Raw genomic sequence first — 17,509 nt, 5'->3', positions numbered from 1 at the left:
CCTGCGACGACGCCGCCTGCGACGACGCCGCCTGCGACGACGCCGCCTGCGACGACGCCGCCTGCGACGACGTCGATCGAGACCTCGCCGCGTCCCACGGTCGTCCAGCCGGTGCCGATCGAGACCTCGCCGCGTCCGACGAGCATCCAGCCGACGCCGATCGCGACGACGCCGCCTGCGACGACGCCGGTCGCGACGACGCCTGCCCCCACGAGGCGCTGACGGCGTGAACTGGGACGCGGAGTTCACCCGCTACTTCGACCGGTCCGCCGACTCGATGCGCTTCACCGCGTACTTGTTGTGCGGGAACTGGCACGAGGCCGAAGACGTGGTGCAGGCCGCGTACCTGAAGCTGTACCTGGCAGGACCGAAGCTGGTCCGCCGGGAAGGGCTGGACGCGTACGTGCGGCAGATCGTCGTGCGCACGTTCCTGGCCGAGCGGCGCCGGATGCGCTGGCGCCGGGAACGCCTGACCGGCGAGCTGCCGGAGGTGCCCGCGGCGGCGGATGCCCTGAGCGAGGACAAGCTCGTGCTGTGGCAGGCGCTGTCGGCGGTGCCCGCCCGCCAGCGCGCGGTGCTGGTGCTGCGGTTCTGGCACGACCTGGGGGTGGAGGAGACGGCCCAGGCGCTGGGCTGCTCGACCGGAACGGTGAAGAGCCAGACCAGCCGCGGCCTGAAGGTGCTGCGACAACGACTCGGCGCGGAGTTCGCGACCCTGTGGCAGGAGGTGACGCGCAATGCTTGAGGACGAGCTGAGGAAGACCTTCGAGGAACTGGGCATCCAGCCGGTGCCGCGCACCTTCGGCGCGCTCGACGTGGTCCACCGGGGCAGGCAGGTCAAAGCGCGTCGCCGCACCGCCACCGTGGTCGGCAGCGGCCTGGGCACCGCCGCCCTGGTCGGAGCCGTCGCCCTGACCCTGGCCTTCAACGGCCAGCGCTCCGAGCCCGTCGGCCCGGCGGGCCCCTCGGAGGCCGAGGTGACCACCACCTCACCCCAGGTCACTCCCGCTCCGGAGACCAGCGTGCAGACCAGTCCCGGAACCCCGTTCTCCGGCTCCCCCACGACCACCATCCAGCCGAGTCCGGGGAGCATCCCCTCGACCACCCCGCTGAACCCCATCCCCACCAGCGCGGGGGACGGACCGGTGGTCACGTCCACGAGCTGACCGGCGCGGTGATCGGGTGGCGGGCGGTGCGCCCACCGGTGCGTCCTCGGTGAGGGCGCGGCGGGGCGCACCGCCTGACCGGGTCTCATCCGGCGGTGCCGGTGGCCAGGCTGCCGCCGTCGACCAGCACCGTCTCGCCGGTGATCCACGACGCCTGCTCCGAAGCCAGGAACGCCACCAGGTGGGCCACGTCCTCCGGTGTGCCCAGCCGCTTCATCGGGTAGGCGCTGGCCGCCTCCTCCTCGCGGCCGGTGTACAGGGCCTCGGCGAACTTCGTCCTCACCACGGCGGGCGCCACCGCGTTCACCCGCACCTTCGGCCCGAGCTGCCAGGCCAGCTCCGCCGTCAGCCGGATCAGCGCCGCCTTGCTGGCCCCGTACGCCCCGATCACCCCGGTCGACCGCAGCCCGCCCACGGAGGCGATGTTGACCACCGCGCCGCCGTGCCGCTCCATCCACGCCTTCCACGCCAGCTGCACGAACCCCAGCGCCGCGACGACGTTGACGTCGAAGATCTTGCGCACCGCGTCGAGGTCCGCCTCCATCAGCGAGCCGAACACCGGGTTGATGCCGGTGTTGTTCACCAGCACGTCGAGGCCGCCGAACCGCTCCACGGTCCGGGACACCGCCTCGTGGCGGTCCTCGGCGCTGCCCGCGTTGCCCGCCACCGCCAGCACCCGGTCCGGCGCGCCCAGGGATTCGGCGGCGGCGGCCAGCTGGTCGGGCTTGCGGGCGGTGATGGTCACCGACGCGCCACGGGCCAGCAGTTCCCGCGCGATGCCCAGGCCGATGCCCCGGCTGGCGCCGGTGACCAGTGCCGTCCTGCCCGCGAAGTCCTGCGAAGTCATGGCGGCAATCTATGCCGGTGGCCACAGCCCGGTAATCCGGTGGCGGCCAGGCCGTAGACTGGTCGTGTGGTGGTCTTGATCGAGTAGGTCCGGCGCGCGGCGCCGTCGACCCCGCACGACCCCACTACCCCCGGAGTTGCCTTGATCACCGCAACCGATCTGGAGTTGCGCGCCGGTTCGCGCATCCTGCTGTCCGGCGCGACCCTGCGCGTGCAGCCCGGCGACCGCATCGGCCTGGTGGGCCGCAACGGTGCGGGCAAGACCACCTCGCTGCGCGTGCTGGCGGGTGAGGGCCAGCCGTACGCGGGTGAGGTGCGCCGCAGCGGTGAGCTGGGCTACCTGCCGCAGGACCCGCGCGAGGGGGACCTGTCGGTCATCGCCAAGGACCGGGTGCTCTCCGCGCGCGGGCTGGACCAGCTGCTGCGCGACATGGAGAAGGCGCAGTCCACCATGGCCGAGCTGGTCGACGACGTCGAACTGCAGGACGCGGTGCGCAAGTACGGCAGGCTGGAGGAGCGGTTCGCCGCGCTGGGCGGGTACGCCGCGGAGAGCGAGGCCGCGCGGATCTGCTCCAACCTGGGTCTGCCCGACCGGGTGCTGGCCCAGCCGCTGCGCACGCTGTCCGGCGGCCAGCGCAGGCGGGTGGAGCTGGCGCGCATCCTGTTCGCCGCCTCCGAGGCGGGGGTCGGTGCCAAGTCCAGCACGATCCTGCTGATCGACGAGCCGACCAACCACCTCGACGCGGACTCGATCGCCTGGCTGCGCGGGTTCCTCAAGTCCCACGACGGCGGCCTGGTCGTCATCAGCCACGACGTGGAGCTGCTCGACGACGTGGTCAACAAGGTGTGGTTCCTCGACGCCACCCGCGGCGAGGTCGACGTCTACAACATGGGCTGGAAGAAGTACCTCGAAGCCCGTGCCGCCGACGAGAAGCGCCGCCGCCGCGAGCGGGCCAACGCCGAGAAGAAGGCGGGCGCCCTGCTGGCGCAGGCCGACAAGATGCGCGCCAAGGCCACCAAGGCGGTCGCCGCGCAGAACATGGCCCGCCGCGCGGAGAAGCTGCTCTCCGGCCTGGAGGAGACCAGGCAGGCCGACAAGGTCGCAAAGATCCGCTTCCCGCAGCCCGCCCCGTGCGGGAAGACGCCGTTGACCGCCGAGGGGCTGAGCAAGTCCTACGGTTCGCTGGAGGTCTTCACCGGCGTCGACCTGGCCATCGACCGCGGCTCGCGGGTGGTGATCCTGGGCCTTAACGGCGCGGGCAAGACCACGCTGCTGCGGCTGATCGGCTCGATGGAGACCCCCGACAGCGGGTCGGTGGTCGCGGGGCACGGCCTCAAGCTCGGCTACTTCGCGCAGGAGCACGAGACGCTCGACCACGCCGCCACGGTGTGGGAGAACATCCGCCACGCCGCGCCGGACGTGCCGGAGCAGCAGCTGCGCTCGCTGCTGGGCACGTTCCTGTTCAGCGGTGAGCAGCTGGACCAGCCTGCGGGCACGCTCTCCGGTGGTGAGAAGACCCGGCTGGCGCTGGCGGGCCTGGTCTCCAGCGCGGCGAACGTGCTGCTGCTGGACGAGCCGACCAACAACCTGGACCCGGCCAGCCGCGAGCAGGTGCTCGACGCGCTGCGCCGCTACGAGGGCGCGGTCGTGCTGGTCACCCACGACCCCGGCGCGGTCGAGGCGCTGGAGCCCGAGCGGGTGATCCTGCTGCCCGACGGCACCGAGGACCACTGGTCGCAGGAGTACCTGGAACTGGTCCAATTGGCTTGAGCACGGCCACTTCCGCTGAGTCACCCCTGGTCGCGGTGCGTGGTCACCCGACCACCGGCCGATCTTTTCCGCATGATCGCCTGGCGTTCTTGCCCCGCGTGTTCGATCATTGCGACGACAGGGGCTTTCACGGCCCGACCTGCTGTCTGCGGAAGGCGGGACAAGGTGGCTGACCTGAAGAAGGGCGCCCGGATCACGGGTGCCACGCGGGACAAGCTGGCCGCTGACCTCAAGAAGAAGTACGAGAAGGGCGCGAGCATCCGGGCTTTGGCCGAGTCCACCGGACGCTCCTACGGGTTCGTGCACCGGGTGCTCAGCGAGTCCGGTGTGCAGCTGCGCGGTCGCGGTGGCGCCACCCGCACGAAGAAGAAGTAAGCTACCCTCCGGTAACACGGGCGTCGTGGGAAGCGGCGTCGGCACGACACCGGAGGTTCGCGCATGTCGGCACCGACCACCCTCGACGCCGACCTGCTGGAGCGCGGTGGCGTGCGGCTCGTCGTGGACGGGCCGCGCGCGACGATCACGTTGGATCGTCCCGATGTGCTCAACGCGCAGACGCCCTCGACCTGGGCGGCGCTGCGGGCGATCGGCGCACAGCTGGACCCGGACGTCCGCCTCGTGGTCGTCCGGGGTTCCGGTCGGGCCTTCTCCGCCGGTCTCGACCGGCGGATGTTCACCGGCGCTCCGGTGGAGGGGGAACCGGGGCTGCCGGAGATCACCCGGCTGGGGCCCGAGCGCGGGGCCGCGCTGATCGCGGAGTTCCAGGAGGGCTTCCGCTGGCTGCGCGACCCTCGGCGGGTCACCATCGCCGCCGTGCGCGGGCACGCCATCGGGGCGGGCTTCCAGCTCGCCTTGGCGTGCGACTTCCGCGTGGCGGCGGACGACGTGCGGTTCTGCATGGCCGAGACGTCCCTGGGCCTGGTCCCCGACCTGGGCGGCACGCTGCCCCTGGTGCGCCTGGTCGGGTACGCCCGCGCGGCCGAGATCTGCCTGACCGGGCGGCGCGTGGGCGCGGACGAGGCGCTGCGCATCGGCCTGGTCAACTCCGTCGTGCCGGGGGACGGCTTGGACGCCGCGGTCGACGAGCTGGCGACCGCGGTGCTGCGGCACGCCCCCGGCGCGGTCCGGGAAACGCTGGCGCTGCTGGCCTCGGCCGCGGACGGGGCCTCGGAGCAGGAGCAGCTGCGCGCCGAGCGCACCGCCCAGCTGCGCAGGCTGGCCGAGCTGGCCGAGCAGGCCGGTTCACCTTCGGCGTAGTCGGGAACGTCCGCGCGCGCACCGGTGTTGCCACCTGGCGTGGACGGTTCCTGGCGTTTGATGCGCAGTGCGATGGCGGCCTCGGACGCGCCGAGGGGCGTGCGCCGCGGCACGTTCCGGCGGGTGCTCGGGTTCGCCCGGCCGCACCGGGCCAAGCTGGTGGTGTTCCTGCTGCTGACCGTCGTGTCGGCGGTGCTGGCGGTGAGCACGCCGGTGCTCGCGGGCCGAGTGGTCGACGCCGTCGTGGGCGGTCGCGACGTCGCAGTGGTGGTGTGGCTGGCGGTGGCCATCGCGGGCATCGCCCTGCTGGACGCCGGGCTCGGCCTGGTGGAGCGGTGGCAGTCCGCGCGCATCGGCGAGGGGTTGATCTACGACCTGCGGCGCGCGGTGTTCGAGCACGTGCAGCGGATGCCGGTCGCGTTCTTCACCCGCACCCGCACCGGCGCGCTGGTGAGCAGGCTGAACAACGACGTGATCGGCGCGCAGCGGGCGTTCACCTCGACCCTGTCGGGCGTGGTGACCAACGTGATCCAGCTGGGTCTGTCGCTGGCCGTCATGTTCACCTTGTCGTGGCAGGTCACCGCGCTGGCGCTGGTGCTGCTGCCGGTGTTCGTGCTGCCCGCGCGCCGGATGGGCAACCGGATGGCCGACCTGCAGCGCGAGGCTTCCGCGCTCAACGCCGGGATGATCACGCAGATGACCGAGCGGTTCTCCGCGCCCGGCGCGACGCTGGTGAAGCTGTTCGGGCGGCCGGGGGCCGAAGCCGCCGAGTTCGGCGCGCGGGCCGCGCGGGTGCGCGACATCGGGGTGCGCACCGCCATGGCGACCCGGTGGTTCATGACCGGCCTGACGCTGGTGTCGGCGCTGGCGCAGGCGCTGGTGTACGGGTTGGGCGGCTACCTGGCGCTGACCGGCCACCTGGCGGCGGGCACCGTGGTGTCGTTGGCGCTGCTGCTGACCCGGTTGTACGCGCCGCTGACCGCGCTGGCCAACGCCCGCGTGGACGTGATGACGGCGCTGGTGTCGTTCGAGCGGGTCTTCGAGGTGCTCGACCTCAAGCCGATGATCGCCGAGGTCGAGCAGCCCCGGCGGGTGCCGGACGGGCCGGTGTCGGTGGAGTTCGACGACGTCCGGTTCGCCTACCCCGCGGCGGACAAGGTCTCCCTCGCCTCCTTGGAGTCGGTGTCCACCTTGGACAGTCGCGGTGGTAAGGAGGTGCTGCACGGCATCTCCTTCCGCGCCGAGCGGGGGCAGCTGGTGGCGCTGGTCGGGTCGTCCGGCGCGGGCAAGTCCACCATCGCCTCGCTCGTGCCGCGCCTGTACGACGTGGACTCGGGGGCGATCCGGCTGTCCGGTGTGGACGTCCGCGAGCTGGCCTTCGACTCGCTGCGCGAGGCCGTCGGCGTGGTGACGCAGGACGGGCACCTGTTCCACGACACGATCCGCGCCAACCTGACCTACCCCCGCCCGGACGCCACCGACGAGGAGCTGTGGGACGCGCTGCGCCGCGCCCGGCTCCAGCCGCTGGTCGAGTCGCTGCCCGACGGGCTGGACACCGTGGTGGGGGAGCGGGGCTACCGGCTGTCCGGCGGTGAGCGGCAGCGGCTGACCATCGCCCGCCTGCTGCTGGCCCGCCCGCGCGTGGTCATCCTCGACGAGGCGACCGCGCACCTGGACTCCGAGTCGGAGGCCGCGGTGCAGGCCGCGCTCACCGAGGCGCTGCGCGGCCGGACCGCGCTGGTGATCGCGCACCGGCTGTCCACCATCCGCGCCGCCGACCAGATCCTCGTGGTCGAGCACGGCCGCATCGTGGAGCGCGGCACCCACGCCGACCTGATCGCCGCCGGGGGCCGCTACGCCGACCTGCACCGCACCCAGTTCGACCAAGCCCCGGCCCGCGCGAACCACCCGGCAGCGGCGGAACCCGCACCGGCCGGGTGACCGCGCGCGGGCGGACTTCCTAGAAACCGCTCAGGAAGTTCGCCGTCACCGCCACGGCGGCCTTCGACGAGCCGCCGTTGACGACCAGCACGGCGAAGGCCAGGTCGACCTGGTAGCCGACGAACCAGCCGTGGGCGCCGGAGCCGTCGCCGAACTGCGCGGTGCCGGTCTTGCCGCGCACGCCGCCGAAGCGGGCCAGTTGCCGGGCGGTGCCGCTGGTGACGACCTCGCCCATCATCGAGCGCAGCGCGGTGGCCACGCCGCCGGGCAGCGCGCTGGTGGCGCCGCCGGTGGTCTCGATCTCGCGGATCAGCCGGGGGACCGGGGTGGAGCCCTTGGCGACGGTGGCGGCGAGCAGCGCCATGCCGAACGGCGTGGTCTGCACCACGCCCTGGCCGATCCCGTTCTCCACCCGTTCGGGGATCGACTCGGCGGGCGGCACCTTGCCGGTGTTGGTGGTGATGCCCGCGATCCGGTAGTCCGCCGTGAGGCCGAACATGGCCGCCGCGCGGGGCAGCGCGTCGGCGGGCAGGTCCGCCGCGAGCTTGCTGAAGCTGGTGTTGCACGAGGCGGCGAACGCGCGGTGCAGCGGCACGGTGCCCAGGGCGAACTGGTCCTCGTTGGTGATCTGCCGGGTTCCGATGGTGGCCTTGCCGGGGCAGTCCACGGGGGTGTCGGCGTTGGCGGTCCCGCCGCTGATCGCCGCCGCGGCGGTCACCACCTTGAACGTGGAACCGGGTTCGAAGTAGTTGGTCAGCGCGATCGGTCCCTGGCCGCTGGCGGCGGCGTTCTGCGCCACGGCCAGGACCTCGCCGGTGGACGGCTGCAGGGCCACGACCACCGCCTGCTCGCCCACCTGGTCTACGGCCGCTTGGGCGGCTCGCTGTTTGGCCGGGTCCAGCGTCACCGTCACCGTCCGCCCCACTTGGGCCTTCTGCTCCTGCAGCACGGTCACCGGCGTGCCCGCCGCGTCGACCGCGGCGACCTGCCAGCCGGGCGTGCCGGTCAGGTCGCCCGCCGCGGTGGTGACCGAGTTCATGACCACCGGGGCGAAGCCGGGCGGCACGGGGTTGCCGTCGCGGTCCAGCAGCGCGCCGTCGCCGGGGGTGCTGGTGTAGGCCAGGGACTGGCCCTCGCCCAGCGCCGGGTGCAGCACGGCGGGCGTCCAGCGCACCTTCCACTGCTCCCCGGCCAGGCGCAGCACCACCTTGGTCCGGTACTCCAGGGGTGCGCCGCCGGGCAGCGTCCACGTCACGTCCGCGTCCAGCGCCACCTCGTTCGCGCCGTCGGCGATCGGTGGCACCTGGCCCAGCCGCGCGTGGAACCGCGACTGCGCCATGCCCGCCCTGGTCCTGGTGATCGCCTCGGCGGCGGCTTGCGCCGCGTCGGTCAGCCCGGCGGCCCCGGCCGCGTCGCCGGTGGCGATCGCCGAGACGAACTCGCTCGCGACCGACCCCGGCGGCTTGACCGCGGACCTGGTCGGGGCGGTGGCGCCGCTGTCCGGCCAGACCAGCGCCACCCCCGCCCCGACGATCGACACCGTGGCCAGCGCGCCGCAGGCCAGCACCCACCGCTTCGTCTTCTCCCGCATCAGATCCCCCCCTCCTGTCGCAGGCTAGCCATGAGGCAGGGGGAATTCGTGCGGATTATCCGAGCTGGGGGATGCGCGTCTGGTACTTGCGCAGCAGGGCCGCGTTCGCCACGTCGCCGCCCTCGACGTTCGCGCTGCGCCACAGCGGCAGCGCCACGCCCGCCTCGGCGGCCTTGTCCAGCAGGCGCACCATCAGCAGGTTCCACAGGAACGTGGTGGCCAGCGTGGACACCGCCGCGGTGACCGGGGCGTCCGCCGGGTAGGTGGCGTCGCCGGGTGGGACCAGGTTGTCCAGCACCACGGTGGCGTTCTCCGCCAGGGTGGTGCCCGCCCGGCGCGGGGCCGCGGCGCTGGCCGCGAGCGAGGTGACCGCGACCACCGGGCAGCCCGCGTCGGCGGCGTGCGCCGCCAGCTCCACCGGGTAGGGGTTGACCCCCGAGGTGGAGAAGACGAACAGCACGTCGTGCGGTGCCAGACCGGCTTCGCGCAGCACCTCGGCGGCCAGGCCGGTGCGGCGCTCGGCGGCGGTGCTGCTCACCGCGCCGTGCATGGGCAGCAGTTCGGGGTGGTAGATCGGGCGCACGCAGGCCAGGCCGCCCGCGCGGTAGAAGGTCTCGGCGACCGCGGCCAGCGAGTGCCCCGCCCCGGCGGTCAGCACGGTGCCGTCGGCGCGCACGCTGGCCAGCACCAGCTCCGCCACGTCGTCGATGGCGACCGCGTTCTGCTGCTCCACCCTGGTCAGGTGGTTGCGCACGACGTCGCCGTAGTCGGAGCCGGGGTCGGTCGTCATGCGGTCATCCTCCAATGGTCTACACCGCTGATGGTGCAGGCCAGTCCTACCCGATCGGGGCATGTACCGCTACAACGGTTGACCTCGAACACGTTAGATGTTCGAATGAACAGCATGGATGTTTCTATGCGGCACGAGGTGATCCTGCAACGCCTCCGCCAGGGAGAACGGGTCGCCGTCGGCACCCTCGCCGAGATCGTCGGCTGCTCGGAGATGACCGTGCGGCGCGACCTGGACGTGCTGGAGCGGGAGGGCCTGCTGCGGCGGGTGCGCGGCGCGGCGGTCAGCACCCTCACCGGCGAGGAGACGCCGTTCGCCGCGCGCGCCAAGCAGCGGCTGGAGGTCAAGCGGCGGATCGGCGCGGCCGTGGCCGGGCTGCTCGACGACGGCGAGACGGTGGTGCTCGACGGCGGCAGCACCGTGCTGGAGGTGGCCCGGCGGCTGGTCGACCGGCGGCTGACCGTGCTGCCGCTGTCCCTGCACGTGGCCGACGCGCTGCGGACCGCGAACCAGGTGCGCATGGTGCTGCCCGGCGGCGACGTGCGGCCGGGGGAGCTGGCCTTCGTCGGGCCGCTGACCGAGCACGCCTTCGACGTGATGCGGTTCGACACGGCGGTGCTCGGCGCCTGCGGGTTCAGCGCGCGCACCGGCCTGTCCGCGCACGACCTCGGCGAGGGCGCGGTCAAGAGCGCCGCCGTGGACGCCTCGGCCAGGGTGGTGGTGGCCATCGACAGCACCAAGTTCGGCCGCACCGCGTTCAGCCGGGTCGGGCCGGTCGAGCGGGTCGACGTGGTGGTCACCGACGAGGCCGCTCCCGAGGAGGAGGTCGCGCGGCTGCGCGACGCGGGAGTGGAGGTGCGCCTTGTCTGACGCCGCGTCCGATTCCGCCGTGCGGGCGCCCGCACGGCGTGCCAGGTTCGCCACGGCGGTGGTGTTCGCCCTGCACGCCGCCGTGTTCGCGGCGTGGACACCGCACATCCCGGCGGTCAAGGAGCGGCTGGGCCTCAACGACGGCACGCTGGGCGTGGCGCTGCTGGGCGCCCCGGTCGGCTCGGTGGTGGCGATGCTGCTGGTGGGCGGGCTCGTGGCGCGGTGGGGCAGCAGGCGGGTGGTGCTGGTGACGGTGCTGGGCTACGGCCTGGCCTCGCCCGCGCTGGGGCTGGCGGGCTCGCCCTCGGCGCTGTTCGCGGCGTTGGCGCTGTGGGGCGGCCTGCAGGGCGCGCTGGACGTGGCGATGAACTCCCAGGGCATCGCGGTCGAACGGGGGTACGGCAGGCCGATCCTGTCCGGCTTCCACGCCTGGTGGAGCTTCGGCGGGTTCATCGGCGTCGGCCTGGGGGTGCTGCTGATCTCGGTCGGCGTGGGACTGGCCGCGCAGATGGCCGGGTTCACCGCGCTGCTGGCCGTGCTGGTCTGGCCGCTGACCCGCGCCATGCTGGGCGACGACCACGCCGTGGACGAGCACCGGCTGGGCCTGCCCTGGCGCGACCGAGGGGTGCTGGTGCTGGCCGTGGTGGTGTTCGCCGGTCTGCTGTGCGAGGGCGCGGTGGGCGACTGGGCGGCGCTGTACCTGCGCGAGACCGTCGGGGTGTCGGCGGAGAGCGCGGGCACGGGGTACGCGGTGTTCGCGGTGATGATGTTCGCGGGCCGGGCGATGGGCGACCGGTGGGTGACCCGCTTCGGTCCGGCGCGCGTGGTGGGCGTGCTGGCGGCGGTGGGCGCGGTGGGCCTGGCCGTGGCGCTGCTGGTCGGCGGGTTCTGGCCGGCGCTGATCGGGTTCGGGGCCTTCGGTCTGGGCATCGCGTGCGTGGTGCCGGTGGTCTTCAGCGCCGCCGCCGCGCGGTCACGGGCCCACGCCGCGCAGGCGATCGCGGGCGTGGCCACCGCGGGCTGGGCGGGCTTCCTGCTCGGCCCGCCCCTGATCGGCCTGCTCTCGCACGCGACCTCGCTGCCACTGGCACTGGCGGTCCTGCCCCTGCTGTGCCTGGGCGTCGCGCTGGGCTCCCGAGCCCTGGGCGGGACGCCCGCGAACCGCTGACGCCGCGCGCAGGCGGGTCAGGGCAGGCCGTCAGGGCAGGTCGTCGGGGTGGTCGATGTCGCGCCCGTCGGCGACGTCCTCGCAGGGCACCAGCAGGACCCGGTGCTCGGCGAGGTAGTCGCGCGCGCCGGCGTCGCCCACCGCGGCCAGCGCGACGCCGGGCCAGTGTTCGCGACCGAGCAGCACCGGGTGCCCCGGCACGCCCTCGTAGGAGGCGCGCGCCAGGGCACCCGGAGCCGCCAGTGCCGCGAGCCGGGACACCGCCGCGGCGGTGATGCCCGGCGTGTCCACCGGCAGCACCACCACCGCGTCGACGTCTTCCGCCGCCGCCAGGCCCGCGCGCAGGGACGACCCCATGCCCGTGGGCCAGTCGGCGTTGTCCACCACCACCGCGTCACCCAGGGCCGCTGTCGCGCGGACCCGTGCCGCCTCGGCGCCCAGCACCACGACCACCGGGTCGCACCCGGCGGCGCGCAGCACGCCGCCCGCCGACTCGACCCACCGCGCACCGCCGTGCGACACCAGCGCCTTGGGCCCGCCGAACCGGCGTCCGGCACCCGCGGCGAGCAACAGCCCCGCCACCCGCATGGGGGTCAGACTAGGGCGCTGTGCCCCTTCAGCTCCGCCCGGCTGGCGACCGCCAGCTTGCGGTACACCCGCGTCAAGTGCTGCTCCACGGTGCTCACGGTGATGTGCAGCCGCATCGCGATCGCACGGTTGCTGTGGCCACACGCGGCGAGGGTCGCGACCCGTCGCTCCGAGTACGTCAACTCCGTCATGTGGGTGAACACGTGCCACGCCGGGGGGTCGGTTCAACTCCGGGCCGAAATCAGGAGGAAATCACCGTTGCGACAGGTGCTCCAGCAGCAGCGAGGTGAGCGTCTCGGCCGCCTCCTCGGGCACCCAGTGGGAGACGTCCTCCAGCATCTCGAACCGGTACGGGCCGGTCACCCAGTCCCCGGTGGACAGCGCCGCGGTGGAGCCGAACGCGACGTCCTCGGTGCTCCACACGTACAGCGTGGGCACCGACACCTTGCCGAGCCCGTTGCCCACGCCGCCCGCCCGGTACCAGTTCAGCGCCGCGGTCAGCGCGCCCGGCTCGGCCAGCCTGCGCATGTACTCGTCCACCCGGCTGGCGGGCACCCGCCGGTCGAAGATCCGCCGCAGCGCGGCGGCGTCGTCGGCGAGCATCCGCTTCTCGGTGCCGCGGTCGCGCCACTCGGCCATGTAGGCCGACCGCCGCTGCTGCTCCTCGTCGGTGCGCAGCGCTTCGGCCAGCGCGCCGAGGTGCGGCGTGGACACGGCGGTCAGCGACCGCAGCCGCTCGGGGTGCTCGGCCGCGGTCCACCAGGCCACCGCGCCGCCCCAGTCGTGGCCGACCAGGTCGAACCGCGACCAGCCCAACGCGTCCGCGATCGCCAGCACGTCGCCGACCAGCGATTCCATCCCGTACTCGGCGACCTGCTCGGGCCGCACGCGGGGGGAGTAGCCGCGCTGGTCGGGGGCCACCGCCCGGTAGCCGTGCCTGCCCAGTGCCGCGACCTGGAACTCCCACTCCACCGCCGCCTGCGGAAAGCCGTGCAGCAGCAGCACGGGTCGGCCGTCCTCGGGGCCCGCCGCGATGGCGTCGAACGCCCCCGCTTCCGTCTTCACGCTCAACTGGTCGATCACTGTCTTCGAAGCCCCCTCCGGACATCGGATGTGCGGCACATTGTGGTCCCAGGTGTGATGTCCGCCGCGAAGCCGGGGTGTCGAGGAGCCGGGAGGGCGCCGTGCCGCGGCCACCGGGGCTACTCCGAACCGGGCGACCACGTGCGCCACCGGGTGTCCGGTGCGCCACCACGGTGGCGCGAGCGTTCCCGGCGTTGGGCCGTTCGGCTCATCCAGCGGGGCCACTCGGGTGCTGTGGGGACCGCTCCCATGGCGTTCGTGGTCAGCTTGGTCAAATCCGGTATCAGGGGCGGCTCCTCGTCCTCCTACATGTAGCCGGGTGGGCCGGGGGGAGTTGAGGAGGTCGCCGGATGGGGCATCACGCAGTCGCGCGAGCGGGGACCGCGGTCGGGGTCGGCGTCGCACCGCCCCGTCCGCGGGTCCGGCTGGTCACCGGGGGGCCGTCGCGCGCGCTGACCGCGCAGTGGCTGGCCGACGCCGAGCTCACCGACCTGGTCGACCACGCGCTGGCGGGCCAGTCGCGCGCGGTCGACCAGCTGCTGTTCCGCCTCCAGCCGCTGGTGCTGCGCTACTGCCGGGCCAGGGTCGGCACCCGCGAGCGGACCCTGGTCTCCGCCGAGGACATCGCCCAGGAGGTCTGCCTGGCGGTGGTGTCCGCGCTGGGCAAGTACCGCTACGAGCCGGGTTCCTTCCTCGCCTTCGTCTACGGCATCGCCGCGCACAAGGTGGCCGACGCCCGGAGGCGAGCTGTGCGCAGTCGGGCGGAAGTCGTGCCCGAACTGCCCGACTCGCCGACCCTGGAGGACGGGCCGGAGCAGCGCGCGGTGAACGGCGAGCTGATCGAGCACGTGGCGCTGCTGCTGCGCAAGCTGCCCGAGCGGCAGCGGGAGATCCTGGTCCTGCGGGTCGCGGTGGGCCTGTCCGCGGAGGAGACCGCCGCCGCGGTCGGCTCCACCCCCGGCGCGGTGCGCGTGGCGCAGCACCGCGCGCTGGCCAGGATGCGGGAGATGTTCGCCGCTGCGAACGGCTGAACGGGCCTGGCATCGTGTGGGGATGACGACCGCCGACGAGCCCCAGTTCGACGTGCTGCTGTCCGGCACGGTGTTCCTGGACATCATCTTCACCGGCCTGCCCCGACCGCCCGCGCCTGGCACGGAGGTGTGGGCGGAGGGGCTGGGCTCCTGCCCCGGCGGCATCGCCAACCTGGCCGTGGCGTTGCGCAGGCTCAACCTGCGCACCGCGCTGTCGGCGGCGTTCGGCGAGGACGTCTACGGCGACTTCTGCTGGGAGGTGCTCGCCGAGCAGGAGGGCGTGGACCTGAGCTACTGCCGCCGGTTCTACGGCTGGCACTCCCCGGTGACGGTGTCCATGGCGATGGACCGCGACCGCAGCATGGTCACCCACGGCCACCGGCCCCCGGTGCCCGCGGACGAGCTGCTCGACCCGCCGCCGCGGACGCGGGCGTGCTTCGTCCACATAGGGCCGGAGGAGGAGGCGTGGGTGCGCAGCGCCAGGCAGGGCGGCGCGCTGCTGTTCGCCGACATCGGCTGGGACCGCACCGAGGTCTGGGCCCCGGAGCTGCTGCGCAGGCTCGACGGCTACCAGGTGTTCCTGCCCAACGAGGTCGAGGCCACCCGCTACACCCGCTGCGACTCCGCGGAGCGGGCCGCCGCGTCGCTGGCCGAGCACGTGCCGGTGGTGGTGGTCACCAGAGGAGGACGGGGCGCGGTCGCGGTGGACTCGGCCACCGGCGAGGTGGTGGACGTGCCGGGGCTCAACGTCGCGGCGCTGGACTCCACCGGCGCGGGGGACGTGTTCGGCGCGGGCTTCGTGGTGGGCACGCTGGCCGGGTGGCCGCTGGAGCAGCGGGTGCGCTTCGCCAACCTGTGCGCGGCGCTGTCGGTGCAGCACTTCGGCGGGTCGCTGTCGGCGCCGGGCTGGGGCGACATCGCCACCTGGTGGCGCACGGTCAGCAGGCGCAGCGCCGACGACCCGGAGCTGCGCGCCTACGGCTTCCTGGAGGACCTGCTGCCCGACCACGGGGACGCGGAGGTGCGCCGGGCCAGCGCCACCATCCGGCTGCGCACGAGGTGACCGGGATCGCAGTGAGAGCTGGACCATCCGGGTGAGGGGGTTTCACGTCGCGCTCAACCGGGCAGGAGTAACTTCGGGACCCGTCGCCGAAGATCGCTGGGAGAAAACTGCCGACTCCAGGCAACCCGAAGCGATCTCGGACGACTTTATTGGGTGGGGGCGTCGGGTCCCGCCGGTCCGGAAGGGGTTGCTGGTTCAGTGTTCGCCGCGCGCGCGACAAGTCTGGTCAAGTTGGTGGGGTTGTGCCTGACGGCGGGCGTGCTCGTCGCCGCGCTGCTGTTCCCGGTCGTGGGCGGCCTCGGGCTGGCCTCCAACCGCGCGGCCGACACCGTGGACCAGACCTCCGGTGAGCTGGCCAAGGCCGAGCTGCCGCTGGTGACCACGGTGCTGGACATGAACGACCAGCCCATCGCCTACCTCTACGACCAGTACCGCATCCCGGTCGCCTTCGAGGACATCGCCGACACCATGAAGGCGGCGATCATCGCGATCGAGGACAAGCGGTTCTACGAGCACAAGGGCGTGGACTGGCAGGGCATCGCCCGCGCCGCGGCCAAGGCGGGCGTGGACGGCGAGACCTCGCAGGGCGCCTCGACGCTGACCCAGCAGTACGTGAAGAACTACCTGGCGTTCGTGGTGGGCCAGGGCTCGGAGGAGGCCTACGAGAAGGCCACCGAGGTCAGCCTGGGCCGCAAGATCAGCGAGGCGCGGATCGCGACCCAGCTGGAGCAGACGATGACCAAGGACGAGATCCTCGCCGGCTACCTCAACATCGTCCCCTTCGGCAACGGCACCTACGGCGTGGGCGCGGCCGCGGCGACCTACTTCAACACCACCCCCGACAAGCTCACCGTGCCGCAGGCCGCACTGCTGGCGGGCCTGGTCAACCGACCCAGCGCGCTCAACCCCGAGGCGGGCCCGGAAGCGGCGATCAAGCGCCGCAACACGGTGATCGACGCGATGCGCGACAACGGCGCGTTCGGCGACGACCCGGCGGTGGCCGAGCAGAAGGCCGAGGAGTACAAGGCCACCGAGATCGGCGTGGTGCCCGACCTGGACCTGCTGCCCAACGGCTGCGTCGGCGCGGGTGACGGCCCGGTGTACGGCTTCTTCTGCCGCTACCTGGTGGACTACCTGGACAAGGTGGGCCTGTCGACCGACGAGCTGCTCAAGGGCGGCTACACGATCCGGACCACGATGGACCCCGACGCCACCAGGGCGGCCAAGCAGGCGGCGGAGAACCAGGTGCCCAAGACCGCGCCCGGCATCGCCAACGCCATGGCGGTCGTGCAGCCCGGCACGGACAAGCACCGGGTGCGCGCGCTGGCCGCCAACCGCGACTTCGGCAACAACGCCGAGGCGGGGCAGAGCGCCTACTCCATCCCGGCCGAGGTGACCCGCTTCGGCTCGGGGTCGATCTACAAGGTGTTCACCGCCGCGGCGGCGCTGGAGAAGGGCGTCGCCCGCATCGACCAGATGATCGAGGTGCCGCGCACCTACACCTCGCGGGTCTACAAGGACGGCAACAAGGGCTACACGGTCAAGAACTACTCCGACAACTACAAGGAGCGGATGACGCTGACGGAGGCGCTGGCGACGTCCCCGAACACCGGCTTCATCATCCTGGAGGAGAAGGCGGGCCTGAACAACGTCGTGGACATGGCCTACCGGCTGGGTCTGCGCGAGTCGATGCAGGGGGTCAACGCCAAGGGCGAGCCGCTCAAGGCCGACGGCTCCAACGGCCCCTCGCAGGGCGACCAGTACAAGCGCGACAACAGCGGCTCGTTCACCCTGGGCGCGGGCCCGACCAGCGTGCTGGAGATGTCCAACGTGGCGGCCACGCTGATGAGCGGCGGCACCTGGTGCCCGCCGACCCCGGTGGAGCAGGTGATCGACCGGGAGGGCAAGCCGGTGCAGCTCAAGGAGCTGCCCTGCGAGCAGGCGGTGGCCCCGGAGCTGGCCAACAGCCTGGTGGTGGGCATGAGCGCGGACACCAAGCCGGGGGGCACGGCGGCGGGCGCGGCGTCCAGGACGGGCTGGAACCGGCCGATGATGGGCAAGACCGGCACCACCGAGGACCACTGGTCGGTGGGCTTCATGGGGGCCACCCCGCAGTACGCGGGCGCGGTGCTGACCTTCACCGACGGCGTGGCCCCGCAGGTGATCTGCCCCGGCAACCCGCCGTACCTGTGCGGCCGGAGCGGCACCGGGGTCACCGGTGGCGACGTGGCCGCGCCGACCTGGTTCAACGCGATGAAGGCCATCCACGACGGGAAGGGCCTGGAGGTCAAGCCGCTGCCGGAGGCGTCGCCGCAGTACCGCTGACCTGGACGAATACCCGCTC

General features: G+C 73.1%; 18 protein-coding genes. 11 read left to right on the top strand and 7 right to left on the bottom strand.

All coding sequences use genetic code 11. The features are described from left to right. The coding region (locus IEZ00_RS33965) for a hypothetical protein (RefSeq protein WP_229796374.1) at positions 1-212 on the bottom strand (212 nt) is incomplete at its 3' end. 14 nt (positions 213-226) lie between these two features. Here IEZ00_RS33965 and IEZ00_RS33960 point away from each other — a divergent pair. Both IEZ00_RS33960 and IEZ00_RS33955 read left to right on the top strand, forming a co-directional pair. Then, a complete protein-coding gene (locus IEZ00_RS33960; RefSeq protein WP_189227482.1) occupies positions 227-745 on the top strand; it encodes a SigE family RNA polymerase sigma factor in 519 nt (172 codons plus the stop codon). Further along, positions 738-1,166 carry a hypothetical protein gene (locus IEZ00_RS33955; protein WP_189227481.1) on the top strand — a complete coding sequence of 143 codons (429 nt, stop codon included), beginning with the start codon at positions 738-740 and terminating at the stop codon, positions 1,164-1,166. The genes IEZ00_RS33960 and IEZ00_RS33955 overlap by 8 nt, the downstream gene beginning before the upstream one ends. An 85-nt stretch (positions 1,167-1,251) precedes the next feature. On the opposite strand, the gene IEZ00_RS33950 is transcribed toward IEZ00_RS33955, so the two are convergent. Beyond that, positions 1,252-2,013 (bottom strand): SDR family oxidoreductase, encoded by a 762-nt coding sequence (locus IEZ00_RS33950; RefSeq protein ID WP_189227480.1) that lies wholly within the window; start codon positions 2,011-2,013, stop codon positions 1,252-1,254. 141 nt (positions 2,014-2,154) lie between these two features. Here IEZ00_RS33950 and IEZ00_RS33945 point away from each other — a divergent pair, with 141 nt between their 5' ends. The 4 genes from IEZ00_RS33945 to IEZ00_RS33930 all read left to right on the top strand — a co-directional run bounded on the left by IEZ00_RS33945 (position 2,155) and on the right by IEZ00_RS33930 (position 6,981). Beyond that, complete coding sequence (locus tag IEZ00_RS33945) at positions 2,155-3,783, top strand: ABC-F family ATP-binding cassette domain-containing protein (protein ID WP_189227479.1); 1,629 nt, start codon at positions 2,155-2,157, stop codon at positions 3,781-3,783. Positions 3,784-3,948: 165 nt separating this feature from the next. After that, positions 3,949-4,158, top strand: coding sequence for a helix-turn-helix domain-containing protein (locus IEZ00_RS33940; RefSeq protein ID WP_015103570.1), 210 nt, complete (start codon positions 3,949-3,951; stop codon positions 4,156-4,158). 63 nt (positions 4,159-4,221) lie between these two features. Further along, positions 4,222-5,040, top strand: coding sequence for an enoyl-CoA hydratase/isomerase family protein (locus IEZ00_RS33935; protein ID WP_189227478.1), 819 nt, complete (start codon positions 4,222-4,224; stop codon positions 5,038-5,040). A gap of 39 nt (positions 5,041-5,079) precedes the next feature. Further along, positions 5,080-6,981 (top strand): ABC transporter ATP-binding protein, encoded by a 1,902-nt coding sequence (locus tag IEZ00_RS33930; RefSeq protein ID WP_189227477.1) that lies wholly within the window; start codon positions 5,080-5,082, stop codon positions 6,979-6,981. Between the two features lie 19 nt (positions 6,982-7,000). Here IEZ00_RS33930 and IEZ00_RS37915 read toward each other — a convergent pair whose 3' ends face one another. Together IEZ00_RS37915 and IEZ00_RS33920 are read right to left on the bottom strand one after the other, a co-directional pair. Next, the gene (locus IEZ00_RS37915) at positions 7,001-8,572 is read right to left on the bottom strand and encodes a penicillin-binding transpeptidase domain-containing protein (RefSeq protein ID WP_189227476.1); all 1,572 of its coding nucleotides are present in this window, start codon (positions 8,570-8,572) and stop codon (positions 7,001-7,003) included. A gap of 55 nt (positions 8,573-8,627) precedes the next feature. Continuing rightward, complete coding sequence (locus IEZ00_RS33920; protein WP_189227475.1) at positions 8,628-9,362, bottom strand: SIS domain-containing protein; 735 nt, start codon at positions 9,360-9,362, stop codon at positions 8,628-8,630. A 126-nt stretch (positions 9,363-9,488) separates the two neighbouring features. Between IEZ00_RS33920 and IEZ00_RS33915 the strand changes: the two genes are divergently transcribed. Together IEZ00_RS33915 and IEZ00_RS33910 are read left to right on the top strand one after the other, a co-directional pair. Beyond that, positions 9,489-10,232 carry a DeoR/GlpR family DNA-binding transcription regulator gene (locus IEZ00_RS33915; RefSeq protein ID WP_229796373.1) on the top strand — a complete coding sequence of 248 codons (744 nt, stop codon included), beginning with the start codon at positions 9,489-9,491 and terminating at the stop codon, positions 10,230-10,232. Then, entirely contained in the window at positions 10,225-11,400 is a 1,176-nt protein-coding gene (locus tag IEZ00_RS33910) for an MFS transporter (protein ID WP_189227473.1), read from the top strand. Before IEZ00_RS33915 ends, IEZ00_RS33910 begins: the two co-directional genes overlap by 8 nt. Before the next feature lie 30 nt (positions 11,401-11,430). Here IEZ00_RS33910 and IEZ00_RS33905 read toward each other — a convergent pair whose 3' ends face one another. From IEZ00_RS33905 to IEZ00_RS33895, 3 genes are all read right to left on the bottom strand, one after another. Then, on the bottom strand, positions 11,431-11,988 hold the full coding sequence (locus IEZ00_RS33905) for a nucleotidyltransferase family protein (protein WP_189227472.1): 558 nt from the start codon (positions 11,986-11,988) through the stop codon (positions 11,431-11,433). 5 nt (positions 11,989-11,993) lie between these two features. Continuing rightward, positions 11,994-12,179 carry a helix-turn-helix domain-containing protein gene (locus IEZ00_RS33900; protein WP_189227471.1) on the bottom strand — a complete coding sequence of 62 codons (186 nt, stop codon included), beginning with the start codon at positions 12,177-12,179 and terminating at the stop codon, positions 11,994-11,996. Between the two features lie 61 nt (positions 12,180-12,240). Beyond that, complete coding sequence (locus IEZ00_RS33895; RefSeq protein ID WP_189227470.1) at positions 12,241-13,071, bottom strand: alpha/beta fold hydrolase; 831 nt, start codon at positions 13,069-13,071, stop codon at positions 12,241-12,243. Between the two features lie 350 nt (positions 13,072-13,421). On the opposite strand from IEZ00_RS33895, the gene shbA reads away from it, so the two are divergent. From shbA to IEZ00_RS33880, 3 genes are all read left to right on the top strand, one after another. Then, positions 13,422-14,102, top strand: a complete 681-nt coding sequence (gene shbA, locus IEZ00_RS33890) for an RNA polymerase sigma factor ShbA (protein WP_189227469.1) — start codon at positions 13,422-13,424, stop codon at positions 14,100-14,102. A 22-nt stretch (positions 14,103-14,124) separates the two neighbouring features. After that, positions 14,125-15,165, top strand: coding sequence for a carbohydrate kinase family protein (locus IEZ00_RS33885; protein WP_189227468.1), 1,041 nt, complete (start codon positions 14,125-14,127; stop codon positions 15,163-15,165). A 234-nt stretch (positions 15,166-15,399) separates the two neighbouring features. Continuing rightward, the gene (locus IEZ00_RS33880; RefSeq protein WP_229796372.1) at positions 15,400-17,490 is read left to right on the top strand and encodes a transglycosylase domain-containing protein; all 2,091 of its coding nucleotides are present in this window, start codon (positions 15,400-15,402) and stop codon (positions 17,488-17,490) included. The last annotated feature ends 19 nt before the right edge of the window (positions 17,491-17,509 follow it).

The sequence above is a fragment of the Saccharothrix coeruleofusca genome (assembly GCF_014648515.1).
In the GTDB taxonomy this organism is placed as follows: Bacteria; Actinomycetota; Actinomycetes; order Mycobacteriales; family Pseudonocardiaceae; genus Actinosynnema; species Actinosynnema coeruleofuscum.
This window is presented reverse-complemented; position numbering and strand designations above follow the sequence as displayed.

Excerpts from the sequence above, each read along its gene's own strand:
- IEZ00_RS33955 (WP_189227481.1), top strand. The coding sequence starts at position 738 with ATGCTTGAGGACGAGCTGAGGAAGACCTTCGAGGAACTGGGCATCCAG.
- IEZ00_RS33920 (WP_189227475.1), bottom strand. The coding sequence starts at position 9,362 with ATGACGACCGACCCCGGCTCCGACTACGGCGACGTCGTGCGCAACCAC.
- IEZ00_RS33900 (WP_189227471.1), bottom strand. The coding sequence starts at position 12,179 with ATGACGGAGTTGACGTACTCGGAGCGACGGGTCGCGACCCTCGCCGCG.
- IEZ00_RS33950 (WP_189227480.1), bottom strand. The coding sequence starts at position 2,013 with ATGACTTCGCAGGACTTCGCGGGCAGGACGGCACTGGTCACCGGCGCC.
- IEZ00_RS33905 (WP_189227472.1), bottom strand. The coding sequence starts at position 11,988 with ATGCGGGTGGCGGGGCTGTTGCTCGCCGCGGGTGCCGGACGCCGGTTC.
- IEZ00_RS33885 (WP_189227468.1), top strand. The coding sequence starts at position 14,125 with ATGACGACCGCCGACGAGCCCCAGTTCGACGTGCTGCTGTCCGGCACG.
- IEZ00_RS33935 (WP_189227478.1), top strand. The coding sequence starts at position 4,222 with ATGTCGGCACCGACCACCCTCGACGCCGACCTGCTGGAGCGCGGTGGC.
- IEZ00_RS33915 (WP_229796373.1), top strand. The coding sequence starts at position 9,489 with ATGCGGCACGAGGTGATCCTGCAACGCCTCCGCCAGGGAGAACGGGTC.
- shbA (WP_189227469.1), top strand. The coding sequence starts at position 13,422 with ATGGGGCATCACGCAGTCGCGCGAGCGGGGACCGCGGTCGGGGTCGGC.
- IEZ00_RS37915 (WP_189227476.1), bottom strand. The coding sequence starts at position 8,572 with ATGCGGGAGAAGACGAAGCGGTGGGTGCTGGCCTGCGGCGCGCTGGCC.